The sequence below is a fragment of the Streptomyces sp. NPDC027189 genome, from assembly GCF_055566975.1.
This window is the reverse complement of sequence record NZ_JBVHRI010000002.1, coordinates 105,544-123,785: the sequence shown is the minus strand read 5'-3', so window position 1 is coordinate 123,785 and position 18,242 is coordinate 105,544. Positions and strand designations below refer to the sequence as shown.

Sequence of the window (18,242 nt, the reverse complement as noted above, 5' to 3'; positions counted from 1 at the left end):
ACGTGGCCTGTCCGCCGCCCGAACCGATCGCTAGGCTGGCCGCGGACGACGAACCGGGAGGAGCACGGACGTGGCCGAAAGCACCATCGAGCAGCACCCGCTCAAGGGCTGGGACAAGCCGGATCTGGACCTCAGCAACGCCGAGTGGCAGTCCAGCAGCCGAGGGCGGGGAGACGTCCAGATCGCCTTTGTCGAGGGCTTCATCGCGATGCGCAACAGTGGCCGGCCCGAGAGCCCTTCCTTGATCTTCACACCCGCGGAGTGGGGCGCGTTCGTATCGGGGGCCCGAGAGGGCGAGTTCGATCTGACCTGAGCCGACAGCGGTCGGGCCGCCCCGCCTCCCGCGTACGGGGGAGGGGCGGCGGCCTCGACCTCGGGACGTGCCGCGGCAGCCCTTCCCGGCGGCGGTCGGTCGCGCGACCGTCGTGACCGTGATGGCCGCCTGCCGTGCGGGCCCTCCGCGCCGTGATGGCCGACTGCCGCGCGGGCCCTCCGCGCCGTGATGGCCGACTGCCGTGCGGACCCTCCGCGCCGTGATGGCCGACTGCCGTGCGGGCCCTCCGCGCCCTCTGCCGCCCCGCCGCCCGCACCCGCGACGAGATCCTCCGGATTTCCGGACACACGCCCCGCCGGCCCGTCCTGTGGCCGTCCTTGAGTCAGGCTGGCCCAAGGAAGATCAAGGGCGTGCCGAAGGCGAGGATTTCATGAGCACCCTGCCGGTCATCGCGGCGGTCGACGGATCGGACGACGGGCTGCGCGCCCTGAACTGGGCGCTCGCGGCTGCCAGGACGCGCCGGGCTCCGCTGCGTGTGGTGCATGTGCGGCAGTACGCGCCCTGGCGACAGCCGGACGTCCTGGTCGCCGGACCACCGGATCCGGCCGACGACCATGTGCTCGACCAGGTGCGCACCCACCTGGCGGGCCGGGCGGACCTGCCGGCGACGGAGTATGTCGCTCTGGAGGGTTCCCCGGGCGCCGTGCTGCCCGAACTCGGCTCCGCCGCCCAGCTGTTGGTGCTCGGCTCCCGGGGCCGCGGTGGCTTCGTCGGCCTGCTGCTCGGCTCCAGCGGGATGGCCGCGGCGCGCGACGCCGATTGCCCGGTGGTCGTGGTGCCGCGCCCCGGACGCGAGGTGCCCGACGCAGCCCCGGTCGAGCCGGGGCCGCGTGTCGTCGCCGGCCTCCACGTGGACAGCCCGGACGAGGCCACGCTCGCCTTCGCGTTCGAGGAGGCGGCCCTGCGCGCCGCCCGCGTCCAGGTGGTCGCCGCGTACACCTGGCCGGACCCGACGTGGGCCGTGCCCGGTGACTTCGCGCCCGCCACCCTCGACCAGGACGCGGTGGAGGGCGAGACCCGGAATCTGGCCGACGGTTTCGTCGCCCCCCACCGCGAACGACACCCCGATCTCCAAGTCGATCTCTACGTGCCACCGGGAGACGCGGCCGGCCACCTCGTCGCGGCTTCGAAAGACGCAGAACTACTGGTCGTGGGCCGCCACCGGCGCCGCCTCCTCGCACCCGCCCGCATGATCGGCTCGGTCACTCAGGCCGTACTCCTGCACGCGGCGAGCCCGGTCGCGGTGGTGCCGCCGACGGCCGCCGAAGAGTGAGTGACCTCCGCGTACGCTAATGGAAGTCGATGAACCTATCATTAGCACTATGGAGGACTCGATCAGCGGGGACGCGCGGCTCGCCCTGGACCTCGCCCTGACCATCCGGCACGACGGACACGGCGGGGTCGCCGACGATCTCGCCGACCCCGCGGGGCTGACCGCCTGGGTCCACACGCACCGTGACACGCTGCCGGGAGCCGGCCGTTTCGTCGCCGATCCGGCGACGCTGACCGCCGTTCGTGACCTCCGCGCCGCCGTCCGTGCCCTCTTCGCCCGCGCCGTACGACCGGGTGAGCCGAGCCCGGCCGACGCCGCCCGGCTGCTCCCCGTACCGCAGGCCGTGGAGCGCCTCAACGCGGTGGCCGCGCTCGCCGCGACCGTTCCCGTCCTCGTCTGGGACGACGACGCCGACCCCGTCGTACGCGAAGAGGCCCCGAGCGGGGACATTCCGCTCGCGACCGTCCTCGCCCGCGCCGCGACGGCCTTCCTCGCGAGCCCCGACCAGCGACGTCTGCGCGCCTGTCACGCGCCGCGCTGCGTGCGGTACTTCATCAAGGAGCACCCGCGCCAGGAGTGGTGCAAACCGTCGTGTGGAAACCGCGCCCGGGTCGCCCGGCACCACGAGCGGCACAAGAAGTCCGCGTAGGCCGCGAGTCGTTGTCCGACCCTTCCGGTCAGAAGTGGTCGAACGGGCACCGTCGGCTCGCTCCGGGCGTACGCTGAGGTGCCTGAAGGTCACGGTACGCACCTGCTCCCCGCGCCGGCTGCACCACCGTGGCAGGGGGTGCATCATGGGGCAGCGCAGCCTACGAAGTCGACGGACGCTCTTCGAGCGCGAGAGTGAACTCGCCGCTGCCGACGAGGCGTTGAACGAGCTCACCGGACTGCACAGGGACGGTGGCGAGCCACCCGATCGCCCACGCGGCGCGCTCCTCGCCTTCGCCGGCCGTGCCGGAATCGGCAAGACCACTCTCCTCGCCGAAGTGCGCCGCCTAGCCGCCGCCAAGGGCTGCACCGTGCTCTCCGCGCGCGGCGGCGACCAGGAGCAGCGCGTCGCCTTCCACGTCGCCCGCCAGCTCCTGCAGCCGCAGCTCGCCGGATCCCCGGAGTCCGAACTCCGGACCCAGCTGGGGAGTTGGTACGCGATCGTCGGCCCCGCGCTCGGCCTGTGCGCGCCGGCCGAGGGCGCCCCGCCCGACCAGCAGGGACTGCGCGACGGTCTCGACTGGGTGCTCACGCATCTCGCGGTGCAGCGCGCCCCGATGGTGCTCGTCCTCGACGACGCGCACTGGGCCGACCCGGAGTCGCTCAGCTGGCTCGCCGCGTTCGCGCCGCGCGCCGAGCAACTCCCGCTGCTGCTCGTCGTCGCCTACCGGCCCGACGAACTCCCCGACCACGCCGAGGCGTTCAGGAGTCTGCCGGGGCGCGCGGGCCAGCGCCCCATCGACCTCGAACCGCTCAGCGCGGCGGCCGTCGCCCGGCTCGTACGGGAGGATCTCGGCACCCAGGCCGACGACGCGTTCTGCCGTGAGTGCTGGGCGGTCACCGCGGGCAACCCCTTCGAGGCCGTCGAGCTGACCGCGAAGGTCCGCGACCGCGGACTGACCCCGACCGAGGCCGGAGCGCACCTGCTGCGCGACCTGGCGGCCGCCGTCAAGGGCAGTGGCCTGATCGCCCGTCTCGAACGCCTCGGCCCGTCCACCGTCCGTTTCGCCTGGGCCTGCGCGGTGCTCGGCACCGAGATCCATCCGGCGCTCGCCGCCGCCGTCGCGGGTCTCGGCTCCGAGGAGGCCGCCGACGCGGCGGACGCCCTGCGCGGCGCCCGTATCCTCACCGGCGCCGACATCCTCGAGTTCGTCCACCCCCTCATCGCCACCGCGGTCTACCGCGCCATACCCGGCGGTGTCCGCGTCGCGCTGCACGGCCAGGCCGCCTGGTGTGTCGTCGACGCAGGCCTCGGCCCGTCCGCCGCCGCACGCCACCTCCTGGAGACGCACCCCGACGGTGATGTCTGGATCGTCCAGCAGTTGCGCGCCGCCGCCCGCGAGACACTCCGCGCCGGAGCACCCGACGCCGCCCGTCGCTATCTGGCCCGCGCCCTGCGCGAACCGCCGCCCTTCAAGGACCGGGCCGCCGTCCTGTACGAACTGGGCTGCGCCTCCCTGCTCACCGAACCGGCGACCACGGTCAACCATCTGCGCGCCGCCCTCGAAGAACCCATCGCCGAGCCGGAATTGCGCCACAACATCGTCTACCGCCTCTCTCAGGTACTCGCCCACAGCGACCGCCTCGCCGAGGCCTCGGAGACGCTAGCCCGTGAGATCCGCGTGACCGGCGACGCCCGGGTGCGGCTGCGCATGCAGTCCGAGCAGTTCATGTGGGACGCGTTCCGCGCCGACGAACCCGACTCGCCCGCCCGCTCCCGCCGGCTGGCCCGCCTCGCCGACCGGCTCACCGGCCGCGACCTCACCGAGCGGTACGTCATCGGCCTGCGCGCCTGGGATGCCACCCTGCGCGGCGAACCCGCCCACATCGCCCTCCACCACGCCGAACGCGCCCTCGCCGGAGGCTTCGGCTGGGCCGAGGCCGACCGCGGCTTCGAGGTGCCCGTCCTGGTCGCGCTCACGTTCATGTACGCGGATCGGCCGGGGCGCACGGAGGAGCTGTTCGCCACCGGGATCGCCGACTTCGAGGCCCAGGGCTGGCACGGCGCCCACCTGTCCTTCGGGTACACCATCCTCGGTTACGTCCGCTACCGCCGCGGCCGGCTCGCCGAGGCCGAGGACTTCGTCCGCGCGGGCCTCCGGCTCGCCGAACGCGTCGGGCCCGGCACCCCCGTCCACTGGTACGCCGTCGCCACGCTCATCCAGATCCTGGTCGCCCGCGGCCGGGTCGCCGAGGCCGCGCGGACCGGCGAGGACTACGCGTTCTGCGCGCCCTTCCCGGCCGCCGTGACCTTCCCCGACGCGCAGACCGTGCACGGAGAACTGCTGCTCGCCCGCGGCCTCACCAAGGACGCCGCCGCCGAGCTGGCCGCGGCCGGCCGCCGGCTGGACCCGCGCGGCATGCGCAACCCCGCCTGGTGCCCCTGGCAGCTCCACCTCGCCCGTGCCGAGAGCCACGACGCTCCGGAGCGCGCCGTCACCACGGCACTCGAAGCGGTGAACCGCGCCCGCCAGTACGGCACCCCCTCCGCGATCGGCCAGGCACTGCGCGCCGCCGCCGATGTCGCCTCCGGCTCGGCCCGCGTCAAGTTCCTCGAAGAGTCCGTCGGGCATCTGGAGCGCTCCCCGGCCGCGTACGAGCTCGCCTGCGCCCTGGTAGCGCTCGGCACCGAACTGCGCCGCGCAGGACGCCCCAAGGAAGCCGCCGAACACCTCTACCGGGGGCTCGACGCGGCCGTCCAGTGCGCGGCCGACGGGCTCGTCGAAGAAGCCCGCGACGAGCTGGCCGCCGCCGGGCTGCGGCCGCGTCGGCTGCACAGTACCGAGACGGACACGCTGACGGCCCGCGAGCGCGCCGCCGCCGCGCTCACCGTCCGGGGCCGTGCCACGGCCGAGATCGCCGACGAGCTCCACACCGACGAGCCGACCGTCGTGCGCCTCCTGTCGGCGGTCTACCGGAAGGTGGGCACGGACCGCACGGGACTCGGCGCCGCACTGGGCGAACAAGTGGCGCGGTAGCCGGGGACCGGCGGTCACCGACACGGGGGTGCGGCCCGCTCGCGGCCGCTCGGACGGGGCGCCCCCGGGGCCCGGTTCACGCCCGTGCACGTACCATTGCGGCATGTCCTTCCTCCGCCGCCGCAGCGCCACGCCCGCCGGGCCCGACTTCGATGTTCTGGCCATGGATCCGGGCGACTGGCCGGGCAATCTCGGCGCGGGCCTGCTGCCCGCCCCCGACGGCAGCTGCCAGGGCGTCTTCCTGCGCTACGACCTGTTCGGCGGCCGCGGCCCCGCGATGATCATCGGCAATCTGCCGGAGGGTTCCCCGGCCCGTGACGTCGCCGAGGGCGAGGTCCCCTTCGAGGTGGCCCAGCTGCTGCTCGCGCTGGAGAACGACGAGGAGGTCACCGTCACCGGGACCGAGGACATGCCGGTGATGCAGGGCGACAACCTCCTGATCGTGCGCCGTCTCAAGCTCTCCGAGACCCGCATCTCGTGTGTGCAGTTCGACCGCAGCGACAATGTCCTGGTGACCATCGCCGCCTGGGACCGCCCCATCACCGACGACCTCTACGCGCTGCTGAAGCCCCTGCCCTCGGAGCTCTTCCAGCAGGGCTGAGCGTCCCGCAGAGGCCTCTTCGGGGGCCCGGAACGTCACCGCCGTCACGGGGCGGTGCGGATCCGGTCGTACAGGAGGCAGATCGCGCCCGTGTCCGTGGTGCTCGTGGAGGCCGGCGACCAGGAGGAGGTCGCGGTCGACCCGTCGGCGAACAGGCGTCCGCCGCCGCCGATGAGTTCCGGGGCACAGGGTGACGCTGAGGCGGTCCAGCTCCCCGGCGTCGAGCAGCTGCCGGATGACGCTGGTGCCCGGCGAGCACGATGATGTCGCCGCTCTCCTGCCCCGCAGCCGCTTGACGGTGGCGCCCGGGGCCGCGGCGGCGAGGCGCGCGTTGTCCCAGTCCACCTGCTTCAGCGTCCTTGCGAAGACGACCTTCTGGACCTCGTTGAGCCGACGCGCGAACGTGCGGCCGCGCGGGTCTGCGTTGTCGTCGTCGGCCACGGCGGGCCAGAACCCCGCGAAGCCCTGGTAGTTCTTGCGGCCGAGCAGCACCGTGGTGGCCGTACTCGTCACCCGCACCACGTGCGAGCGCGAGCCGTCGCTGATCGCCTGCGGCACGACGGGCGAGGCGCCCGTTCGGCCGGGACTACGGGATCAGCGTGCCCTGCCGAACGGCCGACTGTCGTCGGACTTGGTGACATCGGGCCGGGTCCGGAGGCTGAAGAGCCCCGGACCCGGCCCGCCGCACGCGGACCGGCCCCGCCATTACGACTGCGAGGGCATCACCTTCACGTCCGCGGCCCGCACGAACGCCACCCGGTGGCCGAACTGGATCTCGTAGTACATGTCCGTGCCGATCACGACCTTGTGCGGTGCCGTGTCGAAGGTCGGCGCATAGAAGTACTCGCCCGGCACCTTGTCGCCGACCGCGTACTTCTGGCCTGCGAGGAGTTTGTAGGGCAGGGGCGAGATGGACTGGACGGGCACGCCCGTCGGGTAGGCCTCCTTCTCCGGGTAGGCGCGCCCGTAGACGGGGATCTCCTTGAGATCGTCCTTGGGTGTGATGACCGAGCCCGACGCGTTCACCGCCGTCGGCTGCTTCTCCGGGTTCTTGAACCAGGCCTTCTGCCCCAGGTACCAGATCGCCGTCCAGTCACCGTCGCGGTCGGCGACCGCGTACCGCTGCCCCGTGGAGACGCGCGAGGCGACATCGTTCACGTCGATCGTCGAGGCGTCGCCCTTGGGGTACAGACCGATGTCCTTGATGAGGGGTGAGGTCTCGTCCGGCTGGGAGTAGAGCCGCACCTCGCTGGAGCCGTGCGCCGCGCAGGGCTCGCCCTTGGTGACGCAGCCCGTGTACACCGGCTGGTTCTTGTCGAAGTCGGGCAGCACGGTCACCAGCCCGCCGCCCTGCTTCGTGGTGCGGTGGAGGGGGTTCCCCAGCAGCGTGAAGTAGTGCTGCCAGTCCCAGTACGGGCCCGGGTCCGTGTGCATGCCGGGGATGGTCGACGTCGTCGGACCAGGCACGTTGTCGTGGCCGATGATGTGCTGCCGGTCCAGCGGAATGGCGTACTTCTTGGAGAGGTACTTCACCAGCCGCGCCGAGGCCTGGTACATCTCCTCGGTGTACCAAGCGTCCGGCGAGGCGAGGAAGCCTTCGTGCTCCAGCCCGATCGACTTGGCGTTGATGTACCAGTTGCCCGCGTGCCAGGCGACGTCCTTGGCCTTCACATGCTGGGCGATGTGACCGTCGGTCGAGCGCAGGGTGTAGTTCCACGACACATAGGTCGGATCCTGGACCAGCTTCAGGACGCCGTCCCAGGTGCCCTCCGTGTCATGGATGACGATGTACTTGATGCTCTGCGAGCCGGGCCGGTCGCCGAGGTCGTGGTTCCCGTAGTCGCCCTCGCCGAACTCCTCGTACGGAGCCGGAACCCACTCGCAGGCCACGCTCTCGGGACACTCCGTGCCATCGGTCGAGGCCGCGCGCAGTCCCGCCCGCCGGAGCTGTGTCGTGTCGGGGCTCACCTCGGGCTGGGCGGCGAGTGCCACCTGCTGTCCGGCGTCGGTGATTCGTTCCTCGCCCTCGTGGATCACGTCGTACACGTCGTTGGCGTATGTCGCCGCCGTCGCGCTGTCGTCCGCGCCCGAGAAGCGCGCCACCGCCCCGTACCAGTCGGCCGCGTCGTCGCTGAGCGGCTCGCCGAGGTCGTGCTGCGCGGCGGCGAGGAGCGCGGCGCCGCCCTCGACGTTCGCGGCCGCGTCCGTACGCAGCTGCTCCGCCGAGAGGCCGGTGAGCTCGGCCGCCTTCGTCAATGTCTTGAGCCGGGCGGGGAGTTCGGAGTTCTCCGGGACCTTCGCGTCGGGAAGGAGGGGCGCACGCGAGCTGTCGCCGCGGGCGTCCTCCGCGCCTTCGCTGTGGTGCGGTGCCCCGGCGATCGCCGTACGGGCGTCGGTGAGGTGCATCGGGCCGTAGCCGCCGCTGACGCTCGGGGCACCGGCGTGCGCGTCCCAGCGGGACTGCAGATAGGAGACCGCGAGAAGGACGCTCTGCGGCACGTGGTACTCGGCTGCCGCGTTGGCGAAGGCCCGCTGCAACTGTGTCGAGGAGGCTGGCGCGGCGGTGCCGGACGGGGCCGCGCCGAGCAATGGCAGGAGCAGTGCCGCGGAGGCGACGGCTCGCGCGGTTCTGCGCGTTCGTCTGTGCCCGGCGGTGGCGTTGGGGTCGGTGGCGGATCCTCGCAATGCAGCCTCCTGGGACGGTCGAGCGCGATGGGGCGTGCGGGCCGATCGTGCGTAAGTGGTACCCGCTCTCCGACGATCCGTCAATCATGCCCAGAAGCGGGCGATTTCCCATGTCAGCGGTGGGTGAAAGGGTTTTCGTGGCGCGGGTAGCCCGGCCTGCGGGGCGTCAGTGGAGTGGACCAATAACCCGAACGGGGGACGCCTGGGCACGGCTCGCGGGGCGGGGGCGCCGGACACGACGAAGGTCCGCGGTGCGCCCCTGTCCCTGGCGCAACCGCGGACCTCCGTCCCCGTCAGCGAGTGCCGACCGCCGCTCGAACGGCCCGCCGGGCCAACTGGCAGTCGTCGTGCAGCCGCCTCAGCAGCAGCCGCTGTTCCTCGCCGGACGGCGCAGCACCCGGGTGGGCCGGTCCCGGTGCCGCCGGGGTCGTGTCGTGCATCGAACGCTGCAGCGCCGTCTCGTACGTACGGATCTCCCTGGTGAGGACGAGCATCAGGTTCACCAGGAAGGCGTCGCGCGCCGCGGGCCCCGCCGACTGCGCCAGCTGGCTGATCTGTCGCCGGGCCACCGGGGCATCCCCGAGGACCGCCCACAGCGTCGCCAGGTCGTACCCCGGCAGGTACCAGCCCGCGTGCTCCCAGTCCACCAGCACTGGACCGGCCGGTGAGAGAAGGATGTTCGACAGGAGTGCGTCGCCGTGACAGAACTGGCCCATGCCCTGCCGGCCCGCCGAGTGGGCGATGCCGTGCACCAGCTTCTGCAGATCGCCCATGTCCCGGTCCGTGAGCAGACCCAGCTCATGGAATCGGGAGATCCGCTCCGCGTAGTCCAGCGGGGCGTCGAACGTCCCCGCCGCCGGCCGCCACGCGTTCAGCCGGCAGATCGCGCCCAGCGCAGCCCGGATGTCCGCGCGGGGCGGGGCCTCCGCCGGATGCCGCTGCAGAGCGGCCACCCGGCCCGGCATCCGCTCGATCACCAGCGTGCAGTTGTCCGGATCCGCCGCGATCAGCCGCGGCACCCGCACCGGCGGCCGGTGCCGCACGAACGAGCGGTATGCCGCTATTTCATGCCGGATCCGCTCGGTCCAGATGGGGGAGTGGTCCAGTAAGCACTTGGCGACGGCCGTGCTGCGCCCCGTCGTGCCGACGAGGAGCACGGAGCGTCCGCTGCGGCGCAGCACCTGGACCGGAGCGAACTCCGGGCAGATCCGGTGCACCGACGCGATCGCCGTGCGCAGCTGCGCGCCCTGGGGGCCGGACAAGTCGAGTCTCCCGCTGAGCGGTTGGGTTCCGACCCCCGGAACGCGCCGCGTCCTGCCGGCGCCGAGCACGGGGGCCGCCGCCGGGCGCGCGGGGTCGAGGTAGGGGCCGCCGCCGACCGGGCGGGGGTGCAGCGACCGGGGCGGAGCGGACACGGAGGACGATGCTGTGTACATGGGAGATACAGATCCCTTCGTGTGCCTGCAAGTTGCCGCGCTACCCGCCCCGGCCGCCCTGGTGCACCCTGGGGAATGTCCCTGGGGCAACCGGGTCGGGGTGGCGCGTTCCTACCTGACACCCGATGCCCAGTGGCACACCATCTGGCGCACCCTGGCGAACCCTGGCGAATAGTCGCTCAGCAACTGACAGGCGGTTACTGTCAAATCAGCCGAGAACCTGGGGGCTTGACGTGAACGGACAACCCAACACCCGCCTGTCGGACCTGTTCGGCCTCGCCGGCTGGTCCAAGGGCGAACTCGCGAGGATGGTCAACCGACAGGCGGCGGCCATGGGCCACCCCCAACTGGCGACCGACACCTCGCGGGTGCGGCGTTGGATCGACATGGGAGAGATCCCGCGCGATCCGGTGCCGAGGGTGCTGGCGGCTCTGTTCACCGAGCATCTCGGCCGTGTCGTGACCATCGAGGACCTCGGTCTGGTCCGGCACGGGCGCGTGGGGAAACGGCAGGGCGGCGGGAATGCGGAACATCCCGACGGAGTGCCGTGGGCGCCCGAGCGAACCGCCGCGGTCCTCACCGAATTCACGGGAATGGACCTCATGCTCAACCGACGCGGCTTGGTGGGCGCGGGTGCCGCGCTCGCCGCAGGATCCGCACTCAGCACGGCCATGCACGACTGGCTCCACACCGATCCGGCCCTCTCGGCCGACGCTCCACAATTCGACGATCCCCTGCACGCCGACCCCGCTGGGTTCGACCGCTACGAGGCCGCCCCCATCGGGTCGCAGGAGATCGAGGAACTGGAGCGCTCGGTCGAGGTGTTCCGGGCCTGGGACGCGGCCCGCGGCGGCGGGCTGCAGCGCAAGGCTGTGGTGGGCCAGCTCAACGAAGTGGGAGGCATGCTCTCCTACCGACACCCTGACCATCTGCAGCGGCGCCTGTGGGGCGTCGCCGCCAACCTCGCCGTCCTCGCGGGCTGGATGTCGCACGACGTCGGCCTGGAGCCCACGGCCCAGAAGTACTTCGTCATCGCCGCCCACGCGGCCCGAGAGGGCGGTGACCGGCCCCGCGCCGGGGAGGCGCTCTCCCGAGCGGCTCGCCAGATGGTGCATCTGGGCCGGCCCGACGACGCACTCGACCTCATGAAGCTCGCCAAGTCCGGTTCCGGCGACGAGGTGCTGCCCCGCACCAAGGCCATGCTCTACACCATCGAGGCCTGGGCACAGGCGTCCATGGGCAAGGGCCAGGCCATGCGGCGCACGCTCGGTCACGCGGAGGACCTGTTCGTCTCCGACCGGGGTGACGTACCTCCGCCCAGCTGGATGCAGTTGTTCGACGAGGCCGACATGCACGGCATGCAGGCGCTGGCCTACCGCACCCTCGCCGAACACGAGCCCGACGCGGCGGCCACCGCGCAACGCCATGCGAAGGAGGCACTGAAGCTGCGCGAATCGGGCCGGGACCGGTCGAAGATCTTCGACCACATCTCACTCGCGTCGGCCTGCTTCATCGCCGACGACCCCGAACAGGCCGACCGTTACGCGCGACTGGCACTGACGTCGATGGGGGCCAACTCCTCCCACCGCACCTGGGACCGGCTGCGCGAGATGTACCGGCTCACCGGGCAGTACTCCAGTTATCCGAAGATCCAAGACCTACGTGAGGAGATCAAACTCGCCCTTCCCAACGGCTCGTTGAAGCCCAGGGGCGGCAACAGTGCGCGGGCGTGAGCGGGCCTGTGCCGGCAATACGGGTTGGTCTCCGAACCGGGGTCGTGGCGTGACCCCGATGGACAGCGCCGTCAGGAGCCGACCCGGGCGATGAGCACGCAGGCATCGTCCTCGCGCTCGGTCTCGCCGAATTCCTCGACAATCATCCGTACACAGTCCTGGGCCGAGCGGGCTCCGTCGAAGCGCGGGGCCAGGTCGAGCAGCCTCTGGACGGCCGCCGTTCGTCCCCCGGTCTCGGCTTCTCCACCACTCTCGGCTTCGCTCGACCGGGGGGACCCCCATCGCCGCGGTACCAGTCCGTCGGTGTGCAGGAGCAGCAGGTCGCCCTTTTCGAGGCTCTCCTCGGCCTGCCCGTAGACGGCACCCGATGTCGCTCCGAGCAGTACGCCGTCGGGTGCTGCCAGTGCGCGCCCCGTCCCGTTGCGGAACAGCAGCGGGGCGGGGTGTCCTGCCTGCGCCCAGCTGAGGGTGTGGGTCTGGGGCCGGTAGCGGCAGCAGACGGCGCTGCCGAGGGCCGGTTGGACGGAGGCGTCGAGCAACTGGTTGAGCCAGGACAGGAGTTGGCCCGGCTGCGTGCCCGTCATGGCCATGCCGCGCAGGGCGCCGAGCAGCATCGCCATGCCCGAGGTCACGGCGACTCCGTGGCCAGTGAGGTCACCGACGCTCAACAGGGTGTCGCCGTCGGGCAGTTCTAGAGCGTCGTACCAGTCGCCGCCGACCAGTGCGCTGTTCGACGAGGGCAGATAGCGGGCGGCGAGATCCAGGGTCTGCGCGCCGCGCTGCGGGAACCGCAGGGAGCCACGCCACGGCGGCAGCACGGCCTCCTGCAGCTGGACTGCGAGCCGGTGCTCGGTCTGCGCGACGTGCCGCTCGCGCTGCAGCGAGTCACGGGTCTCGCTCACCGTCCGCTGGCTGCGGCGCAGTTCGCTGACGTCGCGCAGCACGGCCCACATCGAGGCGGTGCTGCCGTCGGCGTCGAGCACGGGCTCGCCCATCATGTGCACGGTCCGGACCCCGCCGTCGGGGCGCGCTACGCGGAACTCACCGTCGATGGGCTTGGCGTCGATCAGGCAGTCCGTGACCATCGCCGTCAGCATCGGCCGGTCCTCGTCGAGTACCACCGACGGCAGTTCGTCGAGCGTGAGTGGAGGAGCGGCGGGGTCGCGGCCCAGGATCTGATAGAGCTCACCGGACCAACTGGCCTCGTCCGTCAGCAGGTTCCACTCGGCGCTGCCGACCCGGCTCAGCAGCGAGCCGCGCCGGGATGCGGCCGGCACGGCTCGGGCGGCGGGGGCGGCTGCGGGTTGGACGGGCACGGGCGGCGGTCCGTCCCGCAGCTGGGCCAAGTGCTCGTCGAGGTCGTTGAGTTGGTGCATCGCCAGATTGCACAGCGCGCGCTGCCAGCGTCCCTGCGGGTCCTCGCCGTCGACGGGAGCGTCACGCCGTACGGCGTCCACATCGCCGCGCAGCCGCCGCGTCTGCGAGATGAGCGCGTCGACCGTGCCGCGCTGGGGCGGCTGAGCGGCTGAGCGGTCCGCAGAGAGATGGGAGGGCATGACGTACTCCGATGCGGGGACGGTACGACCAAGGCTGACGGAAGGACCGTTACGACTGTTGCACAGCCTGCGACGCGCTGTAAGGGATTTGGCAACACACGATACGGTGGTGCTTCTGGCATATGCCGCAGTCCTCCCGGACCGGACGAGCAGTACCGATTCGATACGCGTCCGGCGTGGTCAAGTCGTAGACGACCTAAGTGACTTGATGGTCCGGCGAGGTGCGCGGGCTCGCTGTTCATCCTCCTGTTCGAGGGGTGTTTGTGCGAAGCCTTCTCGATTACCGGATCCGGCAAACTCGCTCGGGTTCACAGTGAGCGCACGAAGTCCTTCACTTCGGCGTCGTAGAGAGAGGCCGGGTCGATGCCCATCGAGGTGAAGTTGCCCTCGATCTCCAGGCCGACCAGCCCGTGCAGATGGGCCCACAGCATCGTGGCCCGCGCGGCGACCGCCTCCGGCACGTCCTCGAATTCGTGCCGCTTCATCCACTCCCGGAACTGGGCCGCCGGGCCTTCCGGAACCGCCGTGCCCTGCTTCGCGAGGGCGCCCACCACCTCCAGTGCGACCTTCATGGCGGGCTGAGAGGCCTCGACCAGGCTCGTGGACTGTGCGTCGTAGCCCTGAAGCGGTGCCCGGAACAGGAGCCGGTAGCGGTGCGGCTCGGCCAGTGCCCAGGCGCGGTAGGCCCGGACGACCTCGGTGAGACGGGCGACCGGGTCCGTCGTGCCGGCGTCGGCAGCGCTGGAGAGGGCCGACGCCAGGTCCCCGTAGGCGTCGATGACCAGTTCGGTCAGCAGGCTGTCCCGGTTGGTGAAGTAGCGGTAGAGCGCGGGGCCTGTCATGCCCACCTGTTTGGCGATGGCGTTGAGCGACAGTGCCTCGGGGCCGCCCCCGGCCAGTTGTCGCAGTGCCGCGGTCTTGACCTCCTGCCGTACCTGCGCGCGGAAACGGTCGCGCAGGCCGGGCTCGCTCCGGCTCTCTGCCGCCATGTCATCGCCTCTTCGTCTTCTGTGGGTGGCTCTTGACTTACGGAATATAGAGGAGCAAGCTTTAGTTAGAACCTATCACGAACACAAGAATCTATAACGAAGGAGCTCTGACCGTCATGGACACGGAGACCGTGGCCGATGTGATGACCGAAGTCGTCCTCCCGGGTGTCGTGGAGCCGTCCGGCCTCGAGATCCGCGTGCGCCCCGCGCCGGAACCGGCGGCCGGTGAGGTCGTCCTGGCCCTGGAGGCCTCCGGAGTGTCGTTCGCCGAACAGCAGATGCGCCGTGGCAAGTACTACGACCAGCCGCCGTTCCCCTTCGTGCCCGGCTACGACCTGGTCGGCGTCGTGGTCCGGACCGGCGCGGGTGTGGACGCGTCACTGGTCGGCCGGCGCTTCGCCGCGCTGACGAAGGTGGGCGGCTGGGCGAGCCGGGTCGTCCTGCCCGTCACCGATCTCGTCGAGGTCCCCGGCGCGCTGGACCCCGCCGCCGCCGAGACGGTGGTCGTCAACGGCATCACGGCCTGGCAGATGCTGCACCGCATCGCCAAGGTCCGCGCCGGAGGGACCGTGCTGGTGCACGGGGCGAACGGCGGCGTGGGCTCCACCCTGGTCCAGCTGGCCACGCACGCCGGCATCCGCGTGATCGGCACCGCCTCGCCCCGGCATCACGACGCGGTGCGCGCGCTCGGCGCGACTCCCCTCGACTATCGCGCGACCGATCTGCCCGCCAAGGTACGGGAGTTGGCACCGGGCGGTGTCGACGCCGTCTTCGACCACATCGGGGGTGACGGGATCGTCGACTCCTTCGGGCTGCTGGCCCGGGGCGGCACGCTCGTGTCGTACGGCACCGCCGCCACCCGCGACGTCGCCGGATCCTCCAAGCTGCCCGTCCTCAAGCTCATCGGACGGCTGTTCCTCTGGAAGCTCCTGCCCAACGGCCGGCGTACGCACTTCTACAACATCTGGGCCGGCAAACGCCGTCCGTCCGTCTTCCACGACCGCCTGCGCACCGACCTCGGTCGCGTCTTCGCCCTGCTCGCCGACGGCTCCATCACCGCGCAGGTCGCGGCCCGCATCCCGCTCAGTGAGGCCGCGGAAGCCATGCGGCTAGCCGAGTCCGGCACCGTCACCGGCAAGGTCATCCTCGTCCCGGACCCGGACCCGGACCCGGACCCGGACCCGGCCGCGCCCGAAGCCCACTGACATCAGTTCGTTCCGAGATCCATACGCATGCCGAGCGAGCTGACCTTCGGCATCCAGGTGGGGCCATCGTCACCGATGAGTTTCCGGTGGCCCGCCGGCAGGCGCGGGGCAGCTACCACGGCGGGTTTCCCGGGGCTTTGGAGGAGACGATCGGCAACGAGGTCGCGTTCGAGGGAACCGACGCCCACCGGGTGGAGGACGGCCGGTTGGCCGAGTACTGGGCGAACGCGGACAGCCAGTTGCCGGTGCAGCAACTCGGGATACGCGAACTGCCCGGCTCCTGACGGGACACGTGCCGACGGACCGGACGCGGTCGGCAGTCGGTCATGCCGGGCTCCGGGACAGATCTCGCTCGTGCTGTGCCGTGCGGTCGCGCCGGGGGAGCAGGAGCGCCGTACTGCCAGGGGGCGAACCCGAGGCGGCCGAGCATGAGGGTGGCGAGCAGAGGCCCGTTCCGGACGGCCCGACCACGACGACGCCGGGACATGGACGCCGCACTGGGCGCGGTGAACGGCTAGAAGTCGACCGACTCGCCCGGCGGGTCATCTCGGCGCCGACGACCGGCTTTTGGAACAGTGCCGGAGGCCGGGGGAGGTTCGACCGCTGTTCACCCACGCCTCACCGCACCGGTATGGAGCTTGACGATCACCGCGTGCACGCTTGCCCGCGGTGTGCCGCAGGGGCACTCCGGTGACGAGGGCGGACGAATGACACCGATCAGCCGAAGAGGCTTTGTTGGGCTCGGCGCATCCGTTGCGGCAGGTGCCGCGATGGGCGTCGGTTCGCGTCCGGCGGCCGCCGCCGCTGCCGCAGCGACGGCGACGGCGACCGGCACGATCTCGGATGTACAGCACGTCGTGATCCTCATGCAGGAGAACCGCAGCTTCGACCACTACTTCGGCCGCCTCAAGGGCGTCCGCGGCTTCGACGACCGCAGCGGCATCACGCTCTCCGGCGGCAACTCCGTCTTCAACCAGCCCAACGGCAGCGGCAGGCAGTACCCGTGGAAGCTCAGCTCCACGCCCGCCGCGGGCGGCCAGGACGGCGAGACGCTCGCGCAGTGCAACGGCGACCTCCCGCACTCCTGGTCCTCGCAGCACTCCGCCTGGAACAAGGGACGGCTCGACAACTGGGTCTCCGGCGTCGGCAACGTCCGCACGATGGGCTACCTCGACCGCTCCGACATCCCGTTCCACTACGCGCTCGCCGACAACTACACCATCTGCGACGCCTACTTCTGCTCCACGCTCAGCGCCACCGGCCCCAACCGTACGTACCTGTGGAGCGGGAAGGCCGACAGCACCAGCTACGACGGCGGCGACGAGTCCGGACTGACCTGGCAGAACTACGCCGAGGCTCTTCAGACGGCCGGCGTGAGCTGGAAGGTCTACCAGAACGCGCAGGACAACTACGGCGACAACGGCTGCGCCTACTTCAAGAAGTTCGCCGCCGCCAAGGCGGGCGACCCGCTGTACGACCGCGGCATGGCCTCCGTGCCGAAGGTCACCGGCTCCACCCCCGACGACATCGCGGCTGCCATCAAGGCCGACGTCCTCGCGGGCACCCTGCCACAGGTCTCCTGGGTGGTCGCCAACCAGGCCTTCTCGGAGCACCCCTACGCCCCGCCCGGCGACGGCGCGCACTTCGTCGACCTGGTGTACAAGGCGCTCGCCGCCGACTCGAGCGTCTTCAACTCGACCGTGCTGTTCCTCAACTACGACGAGAACGACGGCTTCTTCGACCACGTCCCGCCCCCGGCGCCGCCCGTGGGCACGGCGGGGGAGTTCCTCAACGGCGTTCCCTACGGTCTCGGCTTCCGGGTTCCCATGCTCGTCATCTCGCCGTGGACGCGCGGCGGCTGGGTCTCCTCGGAGGTCTTCGACCACACCTCCGTGCTGCGCTTCCTGGAGACCTGGACCAGCGCCCTCGGCAAGCCCGCCGCCTGCCCCAACATCAGCGCCTGGCGCCGCAAGGTCACCGGCGACCTGACCGGCGTCTTCGACTTCGCGCACCCGGTGTACGGCGCGGCCTCGCTGCCCGCGACCAGCGTCATCGGGTACGCCACCTGCGGTCCCCTGCCCAACCCGGTGCCCACCAACAATGCGCTGCCCACCCAGGAGTCCGGCACCCGGCCGGCCCGCGGGCTGCCGTACCAGCAGGGCGGCCACCTGGACCACCTGGAGTTCGGCGCGAGCGGCAAGATTCTCGCCTGGTTCACCATGGCCAACCAGGGCACGCCCGCGAAGCGCGCCGCGCACTTCTCCATCCACCCCAACGCCTACCGCGACACCACGCCCTGGCAGTACACGGTCGACGCGGGCGGCACCGCCTCCGACTACTTCAACATCGGCTCGGGGTACGGCGACGGGAAGTACGACATCTCGATGGTCGGCCCCAACCGCTTCCTGCGCCGCTTCAAGGGCGACGCGACGAAGGCGGGCAAGTCGGCGGAGGTGAGCACCCGCTACGCGACCGAGCCCGGTACCGGGAAGACGGCCATCTACTTCAAGATGACCAACTCCTCTGCCGCCTCGGTGAAGTTCACCATCACCTCCACCCACTACCGCACTGACGGTCCCTGGACGTACACCGTCGCCGCGGGCGGTTCGACGGAGGACTTCTTCAACGCGGTGGCGTACCAGGACGGTTGGTACGACTTCACGATCACCGTCGACTCCGACTCGAGCTGGTCGCGTCGGTTCACCGGGCACATCGAGACGGGCGTGGCGAGCGTCAGCGGCTGA

Annotated in this window: 13 protein-coding genes; 9 read left to right on the top strand and 4 right to left on the bottom strand. The window is 71.3% G+C overall.

The features are described 5' to 3' along the window. The first annotated feature begins 70 nt into the window (after positions 1-70). From ACZ4RZ_RS05145 to ACZ4RZ_RS05125, 5 genes are all read left to right on the top strand, one after another. The gene (locus tag ACZ4RZ_RS05145; RefSeq protein WP_467742165.1) at positions 71-313 is read left to right on the top strand and encodes a DUF397 domain-containing protein; all 243 of its coding nucleotides are present in this window, start codon (positions 71-73) and stop codon (positions 311-313) included. A gap of 391 nt (positions 314-704) precedes the next feature. Beyond that, entirely contained in the window at positions 705-1,607 is a 903-nt protein-coding gene (locus ACZ4RZ_RS05140) for a universal stress protein (protein WP_467742163.1), read from the top strand. 49 nt (positions 1,608-1,656) lie between these two features. After that, positions 1,657-2,256 carry a CGNR zinc finger domain-containing protein gene (locus tag ACZ4RZ_RS05135; protein ID WP_467742161.1) on the top strand — a complete coding sequence of 200 codons (600 nt, stop codon included), beginning with the start codon at positions 1,657-1,659 and terminating at the stop codon, positions 2,254-2,256. 145 nt (positions 2,257-2,401) lie between these two features. After that, positions 2,402-5,293, top strand: a complete 2,892-nt coding sequence (locus tag ACZ4RZ_RS05130) for an ATP-binding protein (RefSeq protein WP_467742159.1) — start codon at positions 2,402-2,404, stop codon at positions 5,291-5,293. A gap of 103 nt (positions 5,294-5,396) precedes the next feature. After that, the gene (locus tag ACZ4RZ_RS05125; RefSeq protein WP_467742157.1) at positions 5,397-5,894 is read left to right on the top strand and encodes a hypothetical protein; all 498 of its coding nucleotides are present in this window, start codon (positions 5,397-5,399) and stop codon (positions 5,892-5,894) included. Between the two features lie 705 nt (positions 5,895-6,599). Here the strand turns inward: ACZ4RZ_RS05125 and ACZ4RZ_RS05120 are convergent. Further along, positions 6,600-8,579 carry an N-acetylmuramoyl-L-alanine amidase gene (locus ACZ4RZ_RS05120; protein WP_467742155.1) on the bottom strand — a complete coding sequence of 660 codons (1,980 nt, stop codon included), beginning with the start codon at positions 8,577-8,579 and terminating at the stop codon, positions 6,600-6,602. Positions 8,580-8,872: 293 nt separating this feature from the next. After that, positions 8,873-10,015, bottom strand: coding sequence for an aminoglycoside phosphotransferase family protein (locus ACZ4RZ_RS05115; protein ID WP_467742153.1), 1,143 nt, complete (start codon positions 10,013-10,015; stop codon positions 8,873-8,875). Between the two features lie 233 nt (positions 10,016-10,248). Here ACZ4RZ_RS05115 and ACZ4RZ_RS05110 point away from each other — a divergent pair, with 233 nt between their 5' ends. Then, a complete protein-coding gene (locus ACZ4RZ_RS05110; protein ID WP_467742151.1) occupies positions 10,249-11,748 on the top strand; it encodes a DNA-binding protein NsdB in 1,500 nt (499 codons plus the stop codon). Positions 11,749-11,819: 71 nt separating this feature from the next. Here the strand turns inward: ACZ4RZ_RS05110 and ACZ4RZ_RS05105 are convergent, their stop codons facing one another. Beyond that, positions 11,820-13,304 (bottom strand): PP2C family protein-serine/threonine phosphatase, encoded by a 1,485-nt coding sequence (locus ACZ4RZ_RS05105; RefSeq protein ID WP_467742149.1) that lies wholly within the window; start codon positions 13,302-13,304, stop codon positions 11,820-11,822. 308 nt (positions 13,305-13,612) lie between these two features. After that, positions 13,613-14,293 carry a TetR/AcrR family transcriptional regulator gene (locus tag ACZ4RZ_RS05100; protein WP_467742147.1) on the bottom strand — a complete coding sequence of 227 codons (681 nt, stop codon included), beginning with the start codon at positions 14,291-14,293 and terminating at the stop codon, positions 13,613-13,615. Positions 14,294-14,409: 116 nt separating this feature from the next. On the opposite strand from ACZ4RZ_RS05100, the gene ACZ4RZ_RS05095 reads away from it, so the two are divergent. The 3 genes from ACZ4RZ_RS05095 (at position 14,410) to ACZ4RZ_RS05085 (ending at position 18,242) form a co-directional block, all read left to right on the top strand. After that, positions 14,410-15,498, top strand: coding sequence for a medium chain dehydrogenase/reductase family protein (locus ACZ4RZ_RS05095; protein WP_467742145.1), 1,089 nt, complete (start codon positions 14,410-14,412; stop codon positions 15,496-15,498). Between the two features lie 86 nt (positions 15,499-15,584). Beyond that, entirely contained in the window at positions 15,585-15,782 is a 198-nt protein-coding gene (locus ACZ4RZ_RS05090; RefSeq protein ID WP_467742143.1) for a hypothetical protein, read from the top strand. A gap of 423 nt (positions 15,783-16,205) precedes the next feature. After that, the gene (locus tag ACZ4RZ_RS05085; protein WP_467742141.1) at positions 16,206-18,242 is read left to right on the top strand and encodes a phosphocholine-specific phospholipase C; all 2,037 of its coding nucleotides are present in this window, start codon (positions 16,206-16,208) and stop codon (positions 18,240-18,242) included.